The 19804-nt window shown below is 62.8% G+C and carries 21 protein-coding genes; 2 read left to right on the top strand and 19 right to left on the bottom strand.

The features are described 5' to 3' along the window. Nucleotides 1–25: 25 nt before the first annotated feature. Genes pcaF through paaA form a run of 10 tightly spaced genes read right to left on the bottom strand, consistent with a single transcriptional unit; the run spans nt 26 to nt 8349 of the window. Nucleotides 26–1234, bottom strand: coding sequence for a 3-oxoadipyl-CoA thiolase (gene pcaF / locus ABD806_RS05295; RefSeq protein ID WP_344955442.1), 1209 nt, complete (start codon nt 1232–1234; stop codon nt 26–28). Further along, nucleotides 1227–1673 (bottom strand): hydroxyphenylacetyl-CoA thioesterase PaaI, encoded by a 447-nt coding sequence (gene paaI, locus ABD806_RS05300; RefSeq protein ID WP_344955444.1) that lies wholly within the window; start codon nt 1671–1673, stop codon nt 1227–1229. The genes pcaF and paaI overlap by 8 nt, the downstream gene beginning before the upstream one ends. Then, on the bottom strand, nt 1670–3169 hold the full coding sequence (locus ABD806_RS05305) for a 3-hydroxyacyl-CoA dehydrogenase (protein WP_344955446.1): 1500 nt from the start codon (nt 3167–3169) through the stop codon (nt 1670–1672). The genes paaI and ABD806_RS05305 overlap by 4 nt, the downstream gene beginning before the upstream one ends. A 1-nt stretch (nt 3170) precedes the next feature. After that, a complete protein-coding gene (gene paaG / locus ABD806_RS05310; RefSeq protein ID WP_344955448.1) occupies nt 3171–3962 on the bottom strand; it encodes a 2-(1,2-epoxy-1,2-dihydrophenyl)acetyl-CoA isomerase PaaG in 792 nt (263 codons plus the stop codon). Next, on the bottom strand, nt 3962–4738 hold the full coding sequence (locus tag ABD806_RS05315; RefSeq protein WP_344955450.1) for an enoyl-CoA hydratase-related protein: 777 nt from the start codon (nt 4736–4738) through the stop codon (nt 3962–3964). The genes paaG and ABD806_RS05315 overlap by 1 nt, the downstream gene beginning before the upstream one ends. A 9-nt stretch (nt 4739–4747) precedes the next feature. Next, entirely contained in the window at nt 4748–5809 is a 1062-nt protein-coding gene (gene paaE, locus ABD806_RS05320; RefSeq protein ID WP_344955452.1) for a 1,2-phenylacetyl-CoA epoxidase subunit PaaE, read from the bottom strand. 26 nt (nt 5810–5835) lie between these two features. Then, the gene (gene paaD, locus ABD806_RS05325; protein ID WP_344955454.1) at nt 5836–6330 is read right to left on the bottom strand and encodes a 1,2-phenylacetyl-CoA epoxidase subunit PaaD; all 495 of its coding nucleotides are present in this window, start codon (nt 6328–6330) and stop codon (nt 5836–5838) included. A gap of 11 nt (nt 6331–6341) precedes the next feature. Then, entirely contained in the window at nt 6342–7106 is a 765-nt protein-coding gene (gene paaC / locus ABD806_RS05330; RefSeq protein ID WP_344955457.1) for a 1,2-phenylacetyl-CoA epoxidase subunit PaaC, read from the bottom strand. 8 nt (nt 7107–7114) lie between these two features. After that, nucleotides 7115–7402 (bottom strand): 1,2-phenylacetyl-CoA epoxidase subunit PaaB, encoded by a 288-nt coding sequence (gene paaB, locus ABD806_RS05335; RefSeq protein ID WP_344955459.1) that lies wholly within the window; start codon nt 7400–7402, stop codon nt 7115–7117. Between the two features lie 14 nt (nt 7403–7416). Beyond that, nucleotides 7417–8349: a 1,2-phenylacetyl-CoA epoxidase subunit PaaA gene (paaA, locus tag ABD806_RS05340; protein WP_344955461.1), complete on the bottom strand. Its 933-nt coding sequence runs from the start codon at nt 8347–8349 to the stop codon at nt 7417–7419. 272 nt (nt 8350–8621) lie between these two features. Here paaA and paaZ point away from each other — a divergent pair, with 272 nt between their 5' ends. Both paaZ and asnS read left to right on the top strand, forming a co-directional pair. Next, nucleotides 8622–10661, top strand: a complete 2040-nt coding sequence (gene paaZ / locus ABD806_RS05345) for a phenylacetic acid degradation bifunctional protein PaaZ (protein WP_344955463.1) — start codon at nt 8622–8624, stop codon at nt 10659–10661. A 254-nt stretch (nt 10662–10915) separates the two neighbouring features. Beyond that, nucleotides 10916–12316, top strand: coding sequence for an asparagine--tRNA ligase (asnS, locus tag ABD806_RS05350; protein WP_344955465.1), 1401 nt, complete (start codon nt 10916–10918; stop codon nt 12314–12316). A 134-nt stretch (nt 12317–12450) separates the two neighbouring features. Here asnS and ABD806_RS05355 read toward each other — a convergent pair whose 3' ends face one another. The 9 genes from ABD806_RS05355 to ABD806_RS05395 form a co-directional block, all read right to left on the bottom strand. Further along, nucleotides 12451–13743 (bottom strand): NCS2 family permease, encoded by a 1293-nt coding sequence (locus tag ABD806_RS05355; RefSeq protein ID WP_344955467.1) that lies wholly within the window; start codon nt 13741–13743, stop codon nt 12451–12453. A 156-nt stretch (nt 13744–13899) separates the two neighbouring features. Then, a complete protein-coding gene (locus ABD806_RS05360; RefSeq protein ID WP_344955469.1) occupies nt 13900–14478 on the bottom strand; it encodes a HupE/UreJ family protein in 579 nt (192 codons plus the stop codon). Then, entirely contained in the window at nt 14475–15125 is a 651-nt protein-coding gene (ureG, locus tag ABD806_RS05365) for an urease accessory protein UreG (RefSeq protein ID WP_344955471.1), read from the bottom strand. The genes ABD806_RS05360 and ureG overlap by 4 nt, the downstream gene beginning before the upstream one ends. Further along, the gene (locus ABD806_RS05370) at nt 15125–15823 is read right to left on the bottom strand and encodes an urease accessory protein UreF (protein WP_344955473.1); all 699 of its coding nucleotides are present in this window, start codon (nt 15821–15823) and stop codon (nt 15125–15127) included. Before ABD806_RS05370 ends, ureG begins: the two co-directional genes overlap by 1 nt. After that, nucleotides 15789–16253: an urease accessory protein UreE gene (gene ureE, locus ABD806_RS05375; RefSeq protein WP_344955475.1), complete on the bottom strand. Its 465-nt coding sequence runs from the start codon at nt 16251–16253 to the stop codon at nt 15789–15791. The genes ABD806_RS05370 and ureE overlap by 35 nt, the downstream gene beginning before the upstream one ends. A 200-nt stretch (nt 16254–16453) precedes the next feature. After that, nucleotides 16454–18151, bottom strand: coding sequence for an urease subunit alpha (ureC, locus tag ABD806_RS05380; RefSeq protein ID WP_344955477.1), 1698 nt, complete (start codon nt 18149–18151; stop codon nt 16454–16456). A 1-nt stretch (nt 18152) separates the two neighbouring features. Then, nucleotides 18153–18473, bottom strand: coding sequence for an urease subunit beta (locus ABD806_RS05385; RefSeq protein ID WP_344955479.1), 321 nt, complete (start codon nt 18471–18473; stop codon nt 18153–18155). An 8-nt stretch (nt 18474–18481) separates the two neighbouring features. Beyond that, nucleotides 18482–18784 carry an urease subunit gamma gene (locus tag ABD806_RS05390; protein WP_344955481.1) on the bottom strand — a complete coding sequence of 101 codons (303 nt, stop codon included), beginning with the start codon at nt 18782–18784 and terminating at the stop codon, nt 18482–18484. Nucleotides 18785–18794: 10 nt separating this feature from the next. After that, complete coding sequence (locus tag ABD806_RS05395) at nt 18795–19673, bottom strand: urease accessory protein UreD (protein WP_344955483.1); 879 nt, start codon at nt 19671–19673, stop codon at nt 18795–18797. Between the last annotated feature and the right edge of the window lie 131 nt (nt 19674–19804).

Consider the following 19804-nt stretch of genomic DNA (forward strand, 5'->3'; position numbering starts at 1 on the left):
GAGTGCCTCCTCCCTTTGGCCTAATTCAGTCGATGTTTTCCACGATCAGCGCGACACCCTGGCCAACGCCGACACACATAGTACAGAGGCCATAACGGCCATGGGTGCGTTTCAGTTCATTGACCGCCGCCATTACCAGGCGTACGCCGCTCATGCCCAGGGGATGGCCCAGAGAAATGGCGCCGCCGTTGGGGTTAACCCGGGCGTCGTCATCCTGCAGACCCAGCTCGCGCAGTACCGCCAGCGCCTGGGCGGCGAAGGCTTCGTTGAGTTCGATCACGTCCATCTGTTCCAGGCTCAGGCCGCTCTTTTCCAGCACGGCGCGTACCGCCGGCACCGGGCCTATGCCCATGTATCTGGGCTCGACACCGGCGCTGGCCATGGCCAGTATACGCGCCTTCGGCGTCAGACAATACTCGGCCACCGCCTGCCCGCTTGCCAGCAGGGTGCAGGCGGCGCCGTCATTGACGCCCGAGGCGTTGCCCGCGGTCACCGAGCCGCCGGCCCGGAACGGGGTCGGCAGCCGGGCCAGATCCGCCAGGGTGGTGTCGGGACGCGGGTGTTCATCCCGGGTCACTTCGGTCACCTTGCCGTTGCGGCCCGGGATCACCACCGGCACCATGCCCTGGGCCAGGATGCCGGACCGGCGCGCCTGTTCGGTCTTCAGCTGGCTGCGCAGGGCAAACTGGTCCTGATCTTCCCGGCTGATATTGAAGCGCTCGGCCACGTTCTCGGCGGTTTCCGGCATGGCATCGATGCCGTATTGCTGCTGCATCAGCGGGTTGACAAAGCGCCAGCCGATGGTGGTGTCATGCACCTCGTTGCTGCGGGTAAAGGCACCGGTGGCCTTGGGCATCACGAAGGGCGCACGGGACATGGACTCGACCCCGCCGGCCAGCACCAGCTGGGCCTCGCCGGCCTTGATGGTGCGGGCGCCGAAGCCGATGGCATCCAGACCGGAGCCGCACAGGCGGTTGACGGTGGTGCCGGGCACCGTGGTGGGCAAGCCCGCCAGCAGGGCGGCCATGCGCGCCACGTTACGGTTGTCTTCACCGGCCTGGTTGGCGCAGCCCATGATCACTTCGTCGACTTTTTCCCAAGGCAGTTGCGGGTTGTTTTCCTTCAGTCGGCGTAACGGGATGGCGGCCAGATCGTCGGCCCGCACCGCGCTCAGGGCGCCGCCGTAGCGGCCCACCGGGGTCCTGATCATGTCGCACAGATAAGCATCAGTCATTGTTTTCTTCCTTTAAAATGGTTCCCTTGACCTGGTAGGAGCGCCCGCGGAACAGAGCCAGCGTTTCTCCCGATTCGTTTTCCAGCACCACGTCATAGGTGCCGGTGCGTCCGCCCCGGTGCAGCTCGCGGGCACGAGCCCGCAGAAACTCGCCGGCGAAGGCGGGCTTGAGATAATCGATGGTACAGCCCTGGCCTATGGTCACCTTGTTGTAGCCATTGCAGGCAAAGGCAAAGGCCGAGTCGGCGAAGGTAAAGAGGATGCCGCCCTGTATGCTGCCGTGGCCGTTGAGCATCCAGGGTTGTACCCGCATGGTCAGCACGGCGGTACCGGCGGTCACGCTTTCTATTTCCATGCCTAGGTGCCGGCTGCAGGCATCGTTGGCGAACATGGCCTCGGCACATTGCCGGGCCAGGATGTCGGTCGGCTGCTGGTTCATGCGGCTGCCTCCGCGCTCGCCCAGTGCCGCAGTTGCAGCGATGGCCGGTATTTTTCCTCGCCGTAGAGGGCCCTGAGGTTGTCGAGCAGGCTCAGCAGGCGCCGGTAACCCACCTCGGCGCCCCAGGCCACCGGCCCCTTGGGATAGTTGACACCGAAACGCATCGCCAGGTCGATATCTTCCGCGCTGGCCACCCGGTGCAGGCAGGCTTCCGCCGCCTCGTTGACCAGCATGGCCAGGGTGCGCAGCACCAGCATGCCCGGATGATCCGACAGCAGTAGCACCTGCTTGTCCAGGCGCTGGAAGAAGCCGGTCACGGCGGCCACCTGCTGGTCACTGCAATACTCTGACACCCCCAGGGCGATATGGCTGACGGCCTCATAGTCGTCGGCCCAGTCCAGCGCCATGGCGGCCTGGCCCGGGTGGCGCAGGGCACAGCTGCGGCCATCGGTCAGCTCGACGCGCACGCCGTCGATCAGCAGCGCCGGGCTGCCGTCACGCCGCTCCAGTTCGCCCGGAAAACGGGCCAGCAGGGCCTCGGCACCCTTGAGCCCGGACCAGTCGCCCTGCACCACCACCCTGGCTGGCGCCCGCTCGGCCGGGGCCGGCAGGGTGTCGAGTACGGCCTTGCCGCCTTGGTAGGCAAAGAAGCCCTGACCGCTCTTGCGGCCGAAGCGGCCCGCATCGACCAGGGCCTGCTGCACCAGCGACGGACGATAACGGGGCTCGTCGTGGAAGGCACGGTACACGCTGCTGCTCACCGCGAAGTTCACATCCTGGCCGATCAGATCGGTCAGCTCGCAGGCGCCCATGGGGAAGCCGCCGCTGCGCATCAGGGTGTCCAGCAGCTGCGGGCTGCCACACCCTTCCTGCAGGGCGCGCAGGGTTTCGCCGTAATAGGGACGGGCGATGCGGTTGACGATAAAGCCCGGGGTGGAGCTGGCATGTACCGCCACCTTGCCCCAGTCTCTGGCCAGCGCCAGCAGGGTATCGCGCACCGCAGGCTCGGTGGCCAGGCCGGAGATCACCTCGACCAGTTTCATCACCGGCGCCGGGTTGAAGAAATGCAGGCCGGCCAGCCGCTCGGGGCGGGACAGGGCCGCGCCGATGGCGGTGATGGAGATGGACGAGGTATTGGACGCCAGTATGCACCGGTCGCCGCAGATGCCTTCCAGCTCGGCGAACAGCTGCTGCTTGATGTCCAGCCGCTCGATAATCGCCTCGACCACCAGGTCGGCACCGGCCAGCTCGCTCAGGCTCTCGGCCGGGCGGATGCGGGCGCGCAGCGCGCTCGCGTCCGGTTCGCTCAGCTTGCCACGGGTGACCCGGCCGGCCAGCCGGCTGGCAAAGTCCTCCAGGGCGCGGGCGGTCTGGGCCGGGTTGGCGTCATACAACAGTACCAGGTGGCCGGCCTGGGCCGCGACTTGGGCGATGCCCATGCCCATGGTGCCGGCGCCGATCACCGCCACTTCGTCTATGCGGATGTTTTCTGTCATCTTACCGTCCCCTGTATTCGGGGGTGCGCTTGTTGAGGAAGGCGTCCACCCCTTCCCGGTAATCTTCGCTGCGCCCGGCCAGGCGCTGCAGGTCCCGCTCCAGCTCCAGCTGTTCGTTCAGGCTGTTGTCGGCGGCGCTGTTGATGGCCCGCTTGATAAGACCCAGGCCATAGGTCGGCTGGCGGGACAGCTGCTGGGCTTGCTGCATGGCTTCGCTTTGCAGCCGGTCGTCTTCCACCACCTGCCAGATCATGCCCATCTCCCGGGCCTGCTCGGCGCTGACCTTATCGCCCCGCAGGGTCAGGGCCAGGGCGCGGGCTCGGCCGATCAGCCTCGGCAACAGCCAGGTGCCACCGGAGTCGGGCACCAAGCCCAGCCGGCAGAAGGCCTGGATAAAGGAGGCGCTGCGGGCGGCGATGACGATGTCGCAGGCCAGGGCGATATTGGCGCCGGCGCCGGCGGCCACGCCGTTCACCGCGCAGATAACCGGCTTGGGCATGCCGGTGATACGTTTGATCAGCGGGTTGTAGTAATGGTCGATGGACCGGCCCAGATCCGGTGCCTCGTCGCCGCTGTTGACGGCCCGATCGCCCAGATCCTGGCCGGCGCAGAAGCCGCGGCCGTTGCCGGTGAGCAGGATGGTGCGCACCTCCGGGTTGTTTTCCCAGTCCTTGAGCACGGCTGCCACTTCCTGGTGCATGGCCTCGTTAAAGCTGTTGAGCTGGGCCGGGCGGTTCAGTACCAGGACGCCGACGGCGCCTTCCCGATGGCATTCGATATGTTGATATTCCATTACTTCCCCCGGTAGTGCGGTGCACGTTTTTCCAGGAAGGCATTGATGCCTTCGTTTCTGTCTTCGGTGCCGGCCAGCCAGACAAAGGCCTGGCGTTCCTGGCGCAGGCCCTGGCTCAGGCTGGTTTCCTGGCAGGCCTTGATGGCGCCCTTGGCGGCCTGCACCGCCAGCGGGGCTTGGCCGGCTATCTGCCGGGCCAGCTGGTGGGCATATTCGTCGGTCAGCGCCGGGACGCACAGCTGGCTGACCAGGCCCAGCTGATGGGCCCGCTCGGCGGTGATAGGGTCGCCTGTGAGCACCATCTTCATGGCGGTCTGCTGGCCAAGCTGGCGGCTCAGCCGCTGGGTACCGCCGGCGCCGGGCATGATGCCTAAGCGAATTTCCGGCAGTCCCAGCAGGGCGCCCTCGCCCGCCACCACCAGGTCACAGTGCAGCACCAGCTCCAGGCCGGCACCCAGGGCGTAGCCGTTGACGGCGGCTACCAGCGGCTTGTTGAACGCATCGATACGCTGCCACAGCGAAGGTCGCACATCCTGCTGCAGGGCGACCGCGTCCAGGTGGCGCATTTCTTCCAGATCGGCGCCGGCGGCAAAGCAGCGTTGGTTGCCCCGGATCACCACGGCCCGTACCTCGGGGTTGGCGGCGGCGTCCGCCAGCACCTGGCCAATCTCGGCCAGGGTCTGGTTGCGCAACGCATTGCGCCGCTCGGGCCGGTTGAGGCTGATGGTCAAGACCCCGGCGTCGGCCGGGCTGACCAGAATATCCTGACAGTTCATCCTCTATCCTCAGTCGTCGAAGCTGATGCGCACCACACCGCCCCTGGGCCGGGCCTGACAGCTCAGTACATAACCCGCGTCCAGCTCGTCCTGCTCCAGGCTGTAGTTGAGGTCCATGTCGACCTCGCCTTCCACCACCTTGCATTTGCAGGTGGCGCAGACGCCGCCCTTGCAGGCGTAAGGCAGATCGGCGCCGGCATTGAGCGCCGCGTCCAGGATGCTGTCGTCTTCCGGGCGCACCTCTATCTGCATTTCCCGGCCGTCGAGGATGATGCTGACCTCGCCCTGGCTGCGGCCGGCACGCTGTTCGGCGCTGAGCGGACGGGCCGGGCCTGTGTTGAAGCGCTCGGTATGCACCCGCTCGCGGGCCAGGCCGTACTCCGGCAGCACCCGCTCGACCGCGTTCATCATCTCTTCCGGGCCACAGGCGAAGCAGTGATCGACCTCGGCCGACAGCAGCTGGTGTTCGAGCAGGGCACGGATCTTGGCCTCGTCCAGGCGACCGTTGAGGATCTCGCTCTCGCCCTGCTCCCGGCTGAAGATACAGATAAACTGAAAGCGGGTCGGATAGGCGTCTTTCAGATCGGCCAGCTCAAAGGCGAACATGGTCTGGCCCCAGCTGCGGTTGCCGTACACCAGGGTGAAACTGGCATCCGGCCGGCTGGCCAGCAGGGTCTTGACGATGGACAGCAGCGGCGTGATGCCGCTGCCGGCGGCAAAGCCCAGGTACCGGGCACCACCCAGTTTTTCGGCCTGCTGGAAAAACACGCCCTGGGGCGGCATCACTTCCAGCAGATCGCCCGGCTTGAGGTGGTCGTTGACCCAATTGGAGAAACGGCCGTCAGGAATGCGCTTGACCGCTATGGTCAGGTCTTCGTGGTCTTCCCGGCTGCAGATGGAGTAGCAGCGGCGCAGCTCTTCGCCCTCATGCAGATGCCTGAGGGTCAGGTGCTGGCCGGGCTTGAACCGGAACCGGCGCCGGTTGTCGCCGTCCAGCTCGAAGGCAATGGCGATGGCGTCGCGGGTCTGTTCCTGTACGGATTTAACCCGCAACGAATAAAACTGATTCATGACTCTGCTCCCTATGCGGTTGAGGGCTAAATGCACTTGAAATAATCGAAGGGCTCGAGACAGTCCCGGCACTGGTATTGAGCCTTGCAGGCGGTCGAGCCGAACTCGCTGAGCAAACGGGTGTGCCCGCCGCCGCATTGCGGGCAAGGCACCCCGTCGGAGGGGATCAGATACTGCCCGCAGGCCGGCCCCTGAGGCGGCGCTATGCCGTATTCCCTGAGCTTGCGTTTGCCGTCGGCGCTCATCCAGTCTGTGGTCCAGGCCTCGGACAAATCCAGCTGCACCCGGGCCGGACCCAGCCCGGCGCCGTCCAGCGCGCCGAGGATGTCCGCTTCCAGCATGTCGGTGGCCGGGCAGCCGCTGTAGGTCGGCGTCAGGCGGATACACAGGCTGCCGTCCGACGCCACATCCACGCCCCGGATCATGCCCAGGTCGGTGACCGACAGGGCCGGTATCTCGGGATCGGTGACGGTTTTCAGCACTTCCCAGCAGCGGGGAAGTCGGTGGTCGCTAATCTGCACCTGACACCCCCTTACCAGCTCATGTTCGGGTAACTGCGCTGCAGGCTCTGCATCTCCGCCAGCAGGTAGCCCAGATGCTCGGTGTGCAGGCCCTGCTTGCCGCCCTGACGATAGGCGGCCCGCTCGGGCAGGGTCAGCGCCGCCTGCCCGGCCTGCTCGGCAATCCGGCCGGCCCACCGGGGCGCCAGCGCCGACAGTTCGGGGATGATGCCGGCCGCGGCCAAGGCGTCTTCCACCTGGTCGGACACGAACAGCTCACCGGTAAAGCGCCACAGCTCGTCGATGGCGGCCTGGGTGCGACGGGCGCTTTCTTCGGTGCCCAGCCCCAGCCGTTGAACCCAGCCGCTGGAGAAGCGCAAGTGGTAGTTCACCTCTTTCAGGGACTTGACCCCAAAGGCGGCCAGCGGCGCGCAGCCGGACTGGCTCAGCCCGGTGAACAACAGCTGGTGGTAGTGGTCCATAAACCACTGGCGGACCAGGGTCTGGGCGAAATCGCCGTTGGGCTGTTCGCACAACAGCAGGTTCTTGAACTCCCGCTCGCCGCGCTGATAGGCCAGCCGGTCCTCGTCACGGCCCAGACCTTCCACCTCGCCGGCCAGGGTCAGCAGGGTGCGCGCCTGACCCAGGATGTCCAGACCGATATTGGCCAGGGCGATGTCCAGCTCCAGCTCGGGGGCATGGCCGCACCACTCCGACAGGCGGTGGGACAAAACCAGTTGGCTGTCGCCCAGGCGCAGCAGGTAGGTAAACAGAGAATCTTGCAATGCCTTGTCCATGAGGCCTCCTACATATGGCCTATGCCGTCGGGAATGCGGTAAAACGTCGGGTGGCGATACACCTTGTCGTCGGCGGGATCGAAAAAGGCGCCTTTGTCTTCCGGCTGGCTGGCAGTGATCAACGCAGACTTGACCACCCAGATGCTGACGCCTTCGCGGCGGCGGGTGTAGGCATCACGGGCGTTTTCCAGCGCCATGGTTTCATCGGCGGCGCGCAGGCTACCCACATGGCGGTGATGTAGGCCCTGCTTGCTGCGGATAAAGACTTCGAATAACGGCCATTGATTGTTTTTCATCTGCTCTTCTCTCCTTAAGCGGCTTGCTGACGGCGGGCGGCATAGGCGCTGGCGGCTTCCCGCACCCAGCGGCCTTCTTCCCAGGCCTTGCGACGGGCGGCGATCCGCTCGTGATTGCAGGGCCCCTGGCCGGCGACCACCGCATAGAATTCATCCCAGTTGATCTCGCCGAACTCATAGTGGCCGGTTTCTTCGTTCCACTTCAGATCCGGATCCGGCACGGTCAGGCCGAGGGCTTCGACCTGGGGCACAGTGTTGTCGACAAACTTCTGGCGCAGCTCGTCGTTGCTGAAGCGCTTGATGTTCCAGGCCATGCTCTGGGCCGAGTTGGGCGAATCATCGTCACAGGGGCCGAACATGGTCAGCACCGGCCACCAGAAGCGGTTGACCGAATCCTGAGCCATCTGCTTCTGCGCTTTGGTGCCGCCCGCCAGCGCCATCATGGCTTCGAAGCCCTGGCGCTGATGGAAACTTTCTTCCTTGCAGACCCGTACCATGGCGCGGGCATAAGGGCCGTAAGAGGCACGGCACAGGGCAACCTGGTTGACGATGGCCGCACCGTCGACCAGCCAGCCGATGGCGGCCACATCTGCCCAGCTGAGGGTGGGATAGTTGAAGATGGAGGAATACTTCATCTTGCCGTCGATCAGCTTTTCCACCATGTCATTCCGATCGGCGCCCAGGGTTTCGGCGGCGCTGTACAGGTAGAGAGCGTGGCCCGCTTCATCCTGTACCTTGGCCAGCAACACCGCCTTGCGGCGCAGGGTCGGTGCCCGGGTAATCCAGTTGCCTTCCGGCAGCATGCCGACCACTTCGGAGTGGGCATGCTGACCGATCTGACGGATCAGGGTCTTACGGTACGCCTCGGGCATCCAGTCCCTGGGCTCTATGCTGATCTCAGCCGCGATAGTCTGGTCAAACTTCGCCTGTTGTTCTGCGCTCTCCACCACTAAGCCTCCAATACCAGTTAATGCAACATTTCAAAAACATGAACTCAAAGTAATATGACACTAAAATAATTTCAATATATTTTTTTATGAATCATATTTAGGTATTTAAAATCTCAATATAAAACAATAATTTATATATTTAAGTGGCGATAAACACCCGAACGCAAGGTCAATACAGATTGACATTACCACAAAATAAAAACAAATTATGTAACACCAAATTGTTAAATGTTCGCTTTGATGTGTCACGTAAAGAGGGAGAGGAACCCATGGAAAAGCTGCAAAGCTATGTGTCCGGCCAATGGCAGGCAGGAGCCGGAGCGGGTCGCCTGGTCAGGCATGCCGTAACCGGCGAGTCTCTGTATGAAGTGACCAGCGCGGGCCTGGACATGACGGCCATGCTGGCTTATGCCGGACAAGGCGGCAAACAACTGGCGGCCATGAGCTTTCACCAGCGGGCGCTGATGCTGAAAAATCTGGCCGGCCACCTGGCGGCACAGAAAGAAGACTTCTATGCGCTGTCCGCCGCCACCGGCGCCACCCGCAAGGACAGCTGGATCGATATCGAAGGCGGCTTCGCCACCCTCTTCACCTATTCCAGCCTGGTACGGCGTGAACTCTCCGACGAGCGTATCCTGGTCGAAGATGGCTGGACACCCCTGTCCCGCAAGGGCGGTTTCGGCGCTCGTCATATCCTCACCCCCAAGCCCGGCGTGGCGGTGCACATCAACGCCTTCAACTTTCCGGTCTGGGGCATGCTGGAAAAACTGGCGCCGACCCTGCTGGCGGGCATGCCGGCCATCATCAAGCCCGCCACCGACGGCGCTCAGCTGGCCCAGGCGGTGGTCAAGTCTGCCGTTGAGTCCGGCATACTGCCCGCCGGCGCCCTGCAGATCATCTGCGGCGGTGTCAACGACCTGCTCGACTTGCTGGGCCCCCAGGATGTGGTGACCTTTACCGGCTCGGCCCACACCGGCCAGACCCTGCGCGCTCACCCCAACTTCAACCGTCAGTCCATTCCCTTCACCATGGAAGCGGACTCGGTCAACAGCGCCATCCTCGCCGAAGGTGCCGCTGACGAGGCCACCACACTGTTTGTGCGGGAAGTGATGCGGGAGATGACCACCAAGGCCGGGCAAAAATGTACCGCCATCCGTCGCGCCTTCGTGCCCCGCGCCCTGCTGCCCCAAGTGAAAGAGGCCCTCTTGGCCCGGCTGGGCAAGGTGGTGCTCGGCGATCCGGCGAAGGAAGGCGTGACCATGGGTCCGCTGGCCAGTCAGCGCCAGCTGAAAGACGTTTCGGCAAGGGTCGAGCAGCTGTCGGCCCAGGCCGAAATCCTGTGCGGCGCTCACCTTAAGCCGTTCGAGGTGCTGGCCGACGACCCTGCCGCCGGCGCCTTCTATCCGCCGACCCTGCTGCTGTGCCACCAACCGAAGGAAAGCCCGGCGGTCCATAACACCGAAGCCTTTGGTCCCGTCTGTACCCTGCTGCCCTATGATTCGGAGGACGAGCTGGTCGAGCTGGTCGCCCTGGGCGAAGGCAGCCTGGTGGCGTCGGTGGTGTTCGAGGCCGGCCAGGATGTATCCGAGCTGGTCGGCCGGCTCGGTCCCTGGCATGGTCGCCTGCATCTGCTGGATCCGATCAGTGCCGAAGAAAGCACCGGTCACGGCTCGCCCCTGCCCCACCTGGTGCACGGCGGCCCCGGCCGTGCCGGCGGCGGCCAGGAGCTGGGGGGCCTGCGCGCGGTCAAGCACTATATGCAACGCACCGCCATCCAGGCTTCGCCCGGAGCCATGAGTCGGGTGACCCACAGCTGGAACACGGGAGCACCCGTGGTGGTCGATCGGGTTCATCCGTTTCGAAAATACTTCGAGGAGCTGGCCGTCGGTGAACAGCTGAAAACGGCCCGCCGCACCGTGACCGAAGCCGACATCGTCAACTTCGGCTGTCTGAGCGGTGACCACTTCTATGCCCATATGGACAAGGTAGCCGCCGCCGCATCGCTGTTCGGCGAGCGGGTGGCCCACGGCTATTTCGTGGTCTCCGCCGCCGCCGGCCTGTTCGTGGATGCGGCCCCGGGCCCGGTGATCGCCAACTACGGCATGGAGGGTCTGCGCTTTATCGAGCCGGTGAAGATCGGCGACACCATACAGGTGGAGCTGACCTGCAAGCAGAAGACCCGCAAGCCCAGACGCAGCCCGGAAGATCGGCCCCAGGGCGTGGTGGTCTGGGATATCAAGGTCAAAAACCAGCGTGACGAACTGGTGGCCAGCTACGATATCCTGACCCTGGTGGAAGCCAAAGACTAAAAGGGAGCGGGGATGGGGGTCAGCTCACCCACCCCCATGCCCTACTCCCTATTCCCCTCCGTACCGGCCGCCGATATCCCAGGCCCCCGCCTGCGCGAGGGTGAAGATGGTAATAGCCAGGCTTTGGCTTGGCATTGATCCCCGGGCATCTTTTACTTGAGTCCTGACGGTACACAGGTAACATTAGACCCCTTATATAGATAGCAGGATCGGCCAGGGGCCGATTTCATTGAAAGCTGGAGAGCGTTATCAAGATGACCCATGCATCCGTTGCAGACGTGCTTGCGGGCAAATATGCCACAGGCAGCACCCTGACCATTAAGGGGTGGATTCGCACCCGCCGTGACTCCAAGGCGGGTATTTCGTTTTTGGCCGTACACGACGGCAGTGGTTTTAACCCGCTGCAGGCAGTGGTACCCAACGAAGTGGCGAATTACCAGTCAGAGGTCGTGCGTCTGACCACCGGCTGCTCGGTAGAAGTCACCGGCATCCTGGCCGAATCCCAGGGCAAGGGCCAGAGTTTTGAGCTGCAGGCTTCCGAGGTCAAGGTGGTCGGCTGGGTCGACGACCCCGACACCTACCCCATGGCCGCCAAGCGCCATTCCATCGAATATCTGCGTGAATACGCCCACCTGCGCCCGCGTACCAATATGATGGGCGCCGTCACCCGGGTGCGTAACTGCCTGGCCCAGGCGGTGCACCGTTTCTTCCATGAGCGTGGCTATGTGTGGGTCGCCACCCCGATCGTTACCGCCTCCGACTGTGAAGGCGCCGGTGAAATGTTCCGGGTATCCACCCTGGATCTGCAGAACCTGCCGCGTACCGACAAGGGCGATGTCGACTTCAGCGAAGACTTCTTCGGTAAAGAAGCCTTCCTGACCGTGTCCGGCCAGCTGAACGGCGAAACCTATGCCTGTGCCCTGAGCAAGATTTACACCTTCGGCCCCACCTTCCGCGCCGAAAACTCCAACACCAGCCGCCACCTGGCGGAGTTCTGGATGATAGAACCGGAAGTGGCCTTCGCCGATCTGAACGATATCGCGACCCTGGCCGAAGACCTGCTCAAGTATGTGTTCCAGGCGGTGCTGGACGAGCGCATGGATGACATGAGCTTCTTCGCCGAGCGTATCGACAAGGAAGCGATCACCCGTCTGCAGGACTTTGTGGCGAAGGACTTTGCCCAGGTGGATTACACCGATGCGGTGGAAATCCTGAGAAACTCCGGCAGGCAGTTCGAATTCCCCGTGGAATGGGGTATCGACCTGTCTTCCGAACACGAACGCTACCTGGCCGAAGAGCACTTCAAGGCACCCGTGGTGGTGAAAAACTACCCGAAAGACATCAAGGCCTTCTACATGAAGCTGAACCCGGACGGCGAAACCGTCGCCGCCATGGACGTGCTGGCGCCCGGTATCGGCGAGATTATCGGTGGCTCCCAGCGGGAAGAGGTGTTGGAAGTGCTGGACGAGCGTCTGGAAGCAATGGGCCTGAATAAGGAAGATTACTGGTGGTACCGGGATCTGCGCCGTTACGGCACCGTGCCCCACTCCGGCTTCGGCCTGGGCTTTGAACGGCTGGTGGCCTATGTCACCGGCATGGGCAACGTGCGCGACGTAATTCCCTTCCCCCGCACCCCGCGCAACGCCGAATTCTGATTTTCAGTTTTCCATACGGTAAAAAGCCCCGAATGTCGGGGCTTTTTCATGATCTGCAAGGAGCGGCGACCTCGCCGCGATTATCTTCAACAAGACCTGCCCCATAGGCCCGGGATCGAGCTTCCTGCCTAACCTTAAATCCCAAAGGCAAACTTCAATACAAACAGCACCGCCATCGCCCAGACGGTAGTGCTGATCTCCGCGGCTCGCCCGGACAACAGCTTGACCGCAACATAGCTGATAAAGCCCAGGGCGATGCCGTTGGCGATGGAGAAGGTGAACGGCATCATGGCCACCACTACCACGGCGGGCACGGCTTCGGTAATATCATCCCAGTGCAGATGGCTGAGCTGGGACATCATCAGCACCGCCACATACACCAGGGCTCCGGAAGTCGCATAGGCCGGCACCATGGCCGCCAGGGGAGATATCAGCAGGGCGGCGATAAACAACAGGCCGGTCACCACCGCGGTCAGGCCGCTGCGCCCCCCCGCTGCCACGCCGGCGGCGCTTTCCACATAGGAGGTGGTGGTCGAGGTGCCCAGCATGGAGCCGGTGATGGAGGCCGTGCTGTCGGCCAGCAGGGCCTTGCCCAAACGCGGCAGACGACCCTGTTCATCCAGCAGCTTGGCGCGCTGCGCCACGGCGATCAGGGTGCCCGAGGTATCAAACAGATCGACAAACAGGAAGGCGAAGATCACCGACAGCATGGCCAGGTTAAAGGCCCCGGCGATATCCAGCTGCATAAAGGTGGGTGCAATGGAAGGTGGCATGGCAACGATGCCGTGGTACTGCACATCACCGAAGGCGATGCCCAGGCCGGTGATGACCAGGATGCCGATCATCACGGCACCGTGCCAATTGCGCGCCGCCATGCCGATGATCAGGAAAAAGCCCAGCACCGCCAGGCCTACCGGCAGGCTGGTGATATCGCCCAGGGCCACCAGGGTAGCAGGATGATCGACGATGATGCCGGCATTTTTTAGGCCTATCAGCGCAAGAAACAGGCCGATACCGGCGGCGATACCGATTTTCAGCGGATTGGGGATGGAATTGATGATCCATTCCCGTACCTTGAGCAGACTGAGCAGCACGAAGATGCAGCCGGAGAAAAACACCGCCCCCAACGCGGCTTGCCAGCTGTAGCCGTCGGTCAACACCACCGTATAGGTAAAGAAAGCGTTCAGCCCCATGCCCGGCGCCAGTGCGATGGGATAATTGGCGAGCAGCCCCATGATCAGACAGCCGATGGCCGCCGCCAGACAGGTGGCCACGAATACGGCACCGTGATCCATGCCCGTCTCGGCCAGGATCGCGGGGTTGACGAAGATGATGTAGGCCATGGTCAGGAAGGTGGTGATGCCGGCCACCACTTCCTGGCGCGCATTGGTGCCCAGCTCTTTCAGGTGAAAATATTTGTCTAGCATAGGAGGATCTACTGTATCGATAAACGTGCCTAAAATTATCGACTCAAGAGAAGCCTTTGGCAATCATGGGGCCGATCTGCCATAGAGGATGCGAGTGTCAAGCCGGAAGCCAGACTGTCGATGTCCGGCTTCCAGCGGCAAGCTGACGGCGAGGATTTAGATGGCGGCCATGATCCCGACGCCGCTGATGACAACACCGGCAATCCGGACCAAGGTGGCATGCAATCTGCCTGCAGCCAGCCAGCCGGCGCCATGCAGCAGGCCCGTCGCCAGCACAAAGCCGGCAAAGTAACCGATGGCCGACGCCGAAGCGGGCAGCTCAAGGCCGTGGGCATTACCGTGCAGCAAGCCGAACAGGGCGCATAATCCGGCGCCAATAGCCGGGCGGACGACCCGGCCTGTGCTCATCATCAGTCCCAGCACCACCACTGACAGCACGATGCCCGCCTCCAGGCCGCCTACGCTGATACCGGCCAGGCCGAACAAGGCGCCGACCAGCATAAAGCCGACAAAACCGAGCGGCAGTTGCCTGGCCGGGCGCTCCCGGCCCGCTACCGCCAGCATGCCCACCGCCACCATGGCCAGCAGGTGATCCCAACCCAGCAGCGGGTGCAACAGGCCGAACACCAGGCCCTGGGTCTCACGGCCGGTATGGGCAAAGGCCAGCGCCGGGGCAGAGGCCGTCAGGACAATCAGTGTGTTGTTGATCATGGCTGTTTTTATGCGTTTGCTCATGGCTGCTCTCCTTCAATGACAAAATCGTCGGGCAGGGGTCGCAACATACCCTCTCGCTGAATAAACCGGATAATTTCCTGCAGGCCGTCGCCCCTCACCAGGTTGCTGAACACAAAGGGCCGCTCCCCGCGCATGCGCCTGGCATCTCTGTCCATCACTTCCAGCGAGGCGTTGACCATGGGCGCCAGATCGGTCTTGTTGATGATCAGCAGATCGGATTTGGTGATACCCGGGCCGCCCTTGCGGGGGATTTTGTCACCGGCGCAGACATCGATCACATAGAGAGTCAGATCCGACAGTTCGGGGCTGAAGGTGGCCGACAGGTTGTCGCCGCCGCTTTCCACCAGCACCAGCTCCAAATCCGGGTGGCGCACCTGCAGGGTGTCGATGGCGGCCAGATTCATGGAGGCATCTTCACGGATGGCGGTATGGGGGCAGCCGCCGGTTTCCACACCCATGATCCTGTCTTCACTCAACGCCTGATGGCGCAGCAGAAACTCGGCATCTTCCTTGGTGTAGATATCGTTGGTCACCACCGCCAGGCTGTAGTGCTGGCGCAGCGCCAGGCACAGCTGGCGCAGCAGGGCGGTTTTGCCCGAGCCCACTGGCCCGCCGACGCCCACGCGTAAACATTGTGTTGTCATCATCAACTCCGAAATAAACGGGAATATTGGGTTTCATGCAGGCAGCTGGCGTGAACCTGCCCCGGCAGGCTCAAGCCCAGCTGCTCATCATCCAGGGTTTCCGCCAGCTGCAAGTGCTCGATCAGCGCCGGCTTCAACGCCAACAACAGCCGCTGGGCCGCGGTCTGGCCCAGCGGCAGGGTCTTGCTGGCCACCGACAGCTGGTTTTCCAGCCAGCCCCACAGCCAGCCCAGCGCCGCCCATTGCGGGTCCAGGCCCCAGTGGCGGGCAGCCAGGCTGTACACCGCCATAAAGGCCGGCTGCGGCGGCAAGGCCGACACCGCCAGTCCCTGCCCCTTGAGCAGACGGATCAGCGCCCTGGCCTGCTGCTCGTCTTCAAACAGCAGCTCGCGGGTTTCCCGGCTGGCGCGCAGAAAATCACTCCAGTAACCGAGCTGTACGCTGTCTTGCCGCTCTCCGGCGGCGGCCAGCCGCAGCAGCACGGGAATATCCAGATAAGCCAGACCACGCAGCATGCCGCTCAGCCAGTCCTGCAGGCAGGCTTCATCCTTGACCCAACCCAGTTCAATCGCCGACTCCAGACCGCTGGAATAGGCAAAAGCCCCGATCGGCAGCGCCGGGCTGGACAGATGCAGCAGCGCCAGCAACTGGCCGGCCTGGCTGCCATCAGTGGTCATGGTCGTGTCCATGACTGTGTTCATGCTGATGCCCTTGATAGGCGCCGGACTCGGGATGAAAAGAGGCTTCACCCGCCTCCAGGCGCAGGCCCAGGTGTACCGCCAGGTGCTCCAGAACATGATCGGGCTGGAACCTGAGCCAGCACTCGCCCAGCTGTAGGGTGACATGACGGTTGCCCAGGTGATAACAGGCACGGGCAAAGGTGGGCCAGCCGCTGGCATGGGCGGTGATCACCGGCTCAGGCCGGGCCACCACTTCGAAAATCCGCCCACATTCACTGCTCAGTTTGTCACCCTGGGCCAGAACCTGGCCCCGCTCCAGAAAAACGCCCAGCTCGGTGCCGTTATCGCTGACGGTTTTAAAACGCCCCTTCTGCCGCACTTCAAAAGTCAGCGTCAGCCGGTCTTCGGCTGGGCGCGCGCTCTGGCCCAGGTTATGAGTAATTCGCAACATTCTTGAACTCCAGTTATGCGTTGGCCATGCAGGCCATGTCAGGGGATAACCAAGCCGGCCCTCTGCGCCAGGGCCGAAAAATGCTCCTGCAATTTCGACATTCCCGCCCTCCCTGGCAGTCAGATTGCGCAGCGGAGCTACCACGGATGGGTTTACGGCGAGTCGGCGTGTTGCTCCTGACATGGCTGGTATAGCCCCCGTTAAAACAACATATACAACTGGGCCAGAGGCAGTACCTCGGCCGGTTCGCAGCTCAGCAGTTCCCCATCGCAACGCACTTCATAGGTCTGGGCGTCGACTTCAAGCACAGGAGTGGCACCGTTATGGATCAGATCCTGCTTCCTGATATTGCGGGTATTGCAACAGGCCACCAACTGCCGAGTCAGCCCCAGTTCACCGGCCAGATCCCGCTTACATGCAGCCTGGCTGACAAAGGTCAGGCTGGTGGCCGCCGCCGCCTTGCCCTGGGCGCCGAACATGGGTCGGTAGTGCACCGGCTGGGGGGTGGGGATGGAGCCGTTAACGTCACCCATGGGCGCATAGGCGATAGTGCCGCCTTTGAGGATAAGCGCCGGTTTGATGCCGAAAAAGGCCGGATTCCACAGCACCAGATCGGCCAGCTTGCCCACTTCCACCGAGCCCACCTCGTGACTGATACCGTGGGTGATGGCCGGGTTGATGCTGTACTTGGCGATATAGCGCTTGGCCCGAAAGTTGTCGCAGCCCAGGGCCAGGTCTTCCGGCAGCAGGCCGCGCTGCTGTTTCATCTTGTGGGCGGTCTGCCAAGTACGGCACACCACCTCCCCTACCCGGCCCATGGCCTGGCTGTCGGAGGAGATCATCGAAATCACCCCCAGATCCTGCAAAATGTCTTCCGCCGCTATGGTTTCCTTGCGGATGCGGGAATCGGCGAAAGCCACATCCTCGGGAATATGGGGATCCAGGTGATGGCATACCATCAGCATGTCCAGGTGTTCGTCCACGGTATTGACCGTATAGGGTCGGGTCGGGTTGGTGGAGGACGGCAACACATTGGACAGGCTGCAGGCCTTGAGGATATCCGGCGCATGGCCGCCGCCGGCCCCTTCCGTATGGTAGGTGTGGATGGTGCGCCCCTTGAACGCCGCCAGGGTGTCTTCCACAAAGCCGGATTCGTTGAGGGTGTCGGTGTGAATGGCGATTTGAACATCGTACTCTTCCGCCACCAACAGGCAGCAATCGATGGCCGCCGGCGTGGTGCCCCAATCCTCGTGCAGCTTCAATCCCATGGCGCCGGCATCCAGCTGTTCCCGCAGAGCCTCCGGCAAACTGGCGTTGCCCTTGCCGAGAAAACCGAAGTTCATCGGCAGCTGATCGGTGGCCTGCAGCATGCGGGCGATATGCCAGGCGCCCGGCGTGCAGGTGGTGGCCTTGCTGCCGGTGGCCGGCCCGGTGCCACCGCCGATCATGGTGGTAATACCGGAGCAGATGGCTTCTTCCACCTGCTGCGGACAGATGTAATGGATATGCGAGTCCACCCCGCCGGCAGTCAAGATCATGCCTTCACCAGCGATCACTTCGGTGTTCGGACCGATGTTGATGGTGACGCCGTCCTGGATATCCGGGTTGCCTGCCTTGCCGATGGCGGCGATGCGACCGCCCTTGATGCCGATATCGGCCTTAACGATGCCCCAGTGATCGAGAATAAGGGCATTGGTTACCACCGTATCCAGGGTCTCGGCATCGCCCAGCTGGCTCTGGCCCATGCCGTCGCGGATCACCTTGCCGCCGCCGAACTTCACTTCTTCGCCATAGCAGGTGTAATCCTGCTCCACCTGGATCCACAGATCCGTGTCCGCCAGCCGTACCCGATCGCCGGTGGTGGGGCCGAACATCTCCGCATAGGCGGCACGACTCATGTTATTCAACCTGCTCTCCCAGTGGCCCCATCACCTCTCCCCGAAAACCATACACCCGGCGTTTGCCGCCCAGCGCCACCAGCTGCACGGAGCGGCTCTGGCCCGGCTCGAAGCGTACCGCGGTGCCGGCGGCGATATCCAGGCGAAAACCGAGGGCCTGCGCTCTATCCAGGCTGAGCGCCGGATTGACCTCGGCGAAGTGATAGTGCGAGCCCACCTGTATCGGCCGATCACCGGTATTGGCCACCACCAGGGTACGCCGCTCGCGGCCGGTGTTGAGCTCGATATCGCCCGCGGCTAGTTGAATTTCTCCCGGTATCATAAGGCCTCCTATTGAATGGGATCGTGCAGGGTGACCAGCTTGGTGCCGTCGGGAAAGGTTGCCTCCACCTGCACTTCCTTCACCAGTTCAGGCACGCCGTCCATCACTTGCTCCCGGGTCAGCCAGTTGCGGCCGCTGCCCATCAGCTCAGCCACGGTACGGCCGTCCCGGGCACCCTCCATGATGGCGGCGGACAAATAGGCGACCGACTCGGGATAATTCAGCTTCAGGCCCCGCGCCAGCCGGCGCTCGGCCAGCAGGCCGGCGGTAAACAGCAGCAGCTTGTCCTTTTCTCTTGGACTCAGTTCCATCTTACTCTCCTCAGGTCAACCAAATACGCGGGATGCAAGCCGGCCGTGCCAGCACGGCCGGCCTGATCAAGGCCCAGGCCCGCCACAGACCGCCCCGGCAGGCACTCATATCAGAGCCCAGGTAACGCACCAGCAGCACACCCAGTCGCTCGGTCACAGTAAAATCAGGCGTGGGCAGGACCTCTCTGAGCTGCATGATCAGTTCATCACCCAACCCAGGGCCCGAGGCCAGCAGGGTACCGAACACACAATGACCAGCCAGGCCCACCCGGCTGTGCCGCAAAGAGTCACCGCCTTCCAGCTGCAGCCGTTCGTTCAACAGCAGGCGGCCATCGCGCCATAAGCGGATGGCCTGGCTCAGGCGACCGGCATCAAAGGTTTCTCCAGCGGCAGGACGGCCCAGGCAAACCAGATCCCAGCCGATAAAACGGGCATCTCCACTCAGCTCAATACGGGTATCCAGCACAGCATTGGCATCGCGATAGACGATGGTTTCCTGGGGCAGCCACTCACATCCGGCGTTATCCGCCAGCTGTAAAAACACCGACTGGCCCTGCGCCACGCCGTCGCTGTCGCGTCCGTAGATCTTGCCGGCGGAGGGGGTGGTCAGCAGGCTCTGGCTCCCGGCGCCCGCATGAACACTAATGGCCAGTCGATCACCGGAGACTAGGCCACCGGGTGGGTGCAACACATAGAGGTGGCAGACCCCCCCTTCCGGATAGAAAGGCCGCTGAATACGCAAGGGACCGGCAAACTCCAACCCCTTGAGCCGGGTACGCTCGCGGTCCGCCTCCAACCGCATATCCAGTCGGGCTAACCAGCTACGCTGCTGGCCGTACCCGCGGATCTGGGCAGCAGCTTCCGTTATACGGGCAGGGATTGGGATCATAAAGGCGGTTCTACATCAAATATTCTGTATACAATGCTCTACATAATTCGTGCCAATATTAAAAAGTTAAACTATATTAACAGCTTATATATTTATCGTGGATAAGTGAGAGCACCTGCCCTGGAGGATTC

It is taken from the genome of Zobellella aerophila (genome assembly GCF_039539325.1).
Taxonomy (GTDB): domain Bacteria; phylum Pseudomonadota; class Gammaproteobacteria; order Enterobacterales; family Aeromonadaceae; genus Oceanimonas; species Oceanimonas aerophila.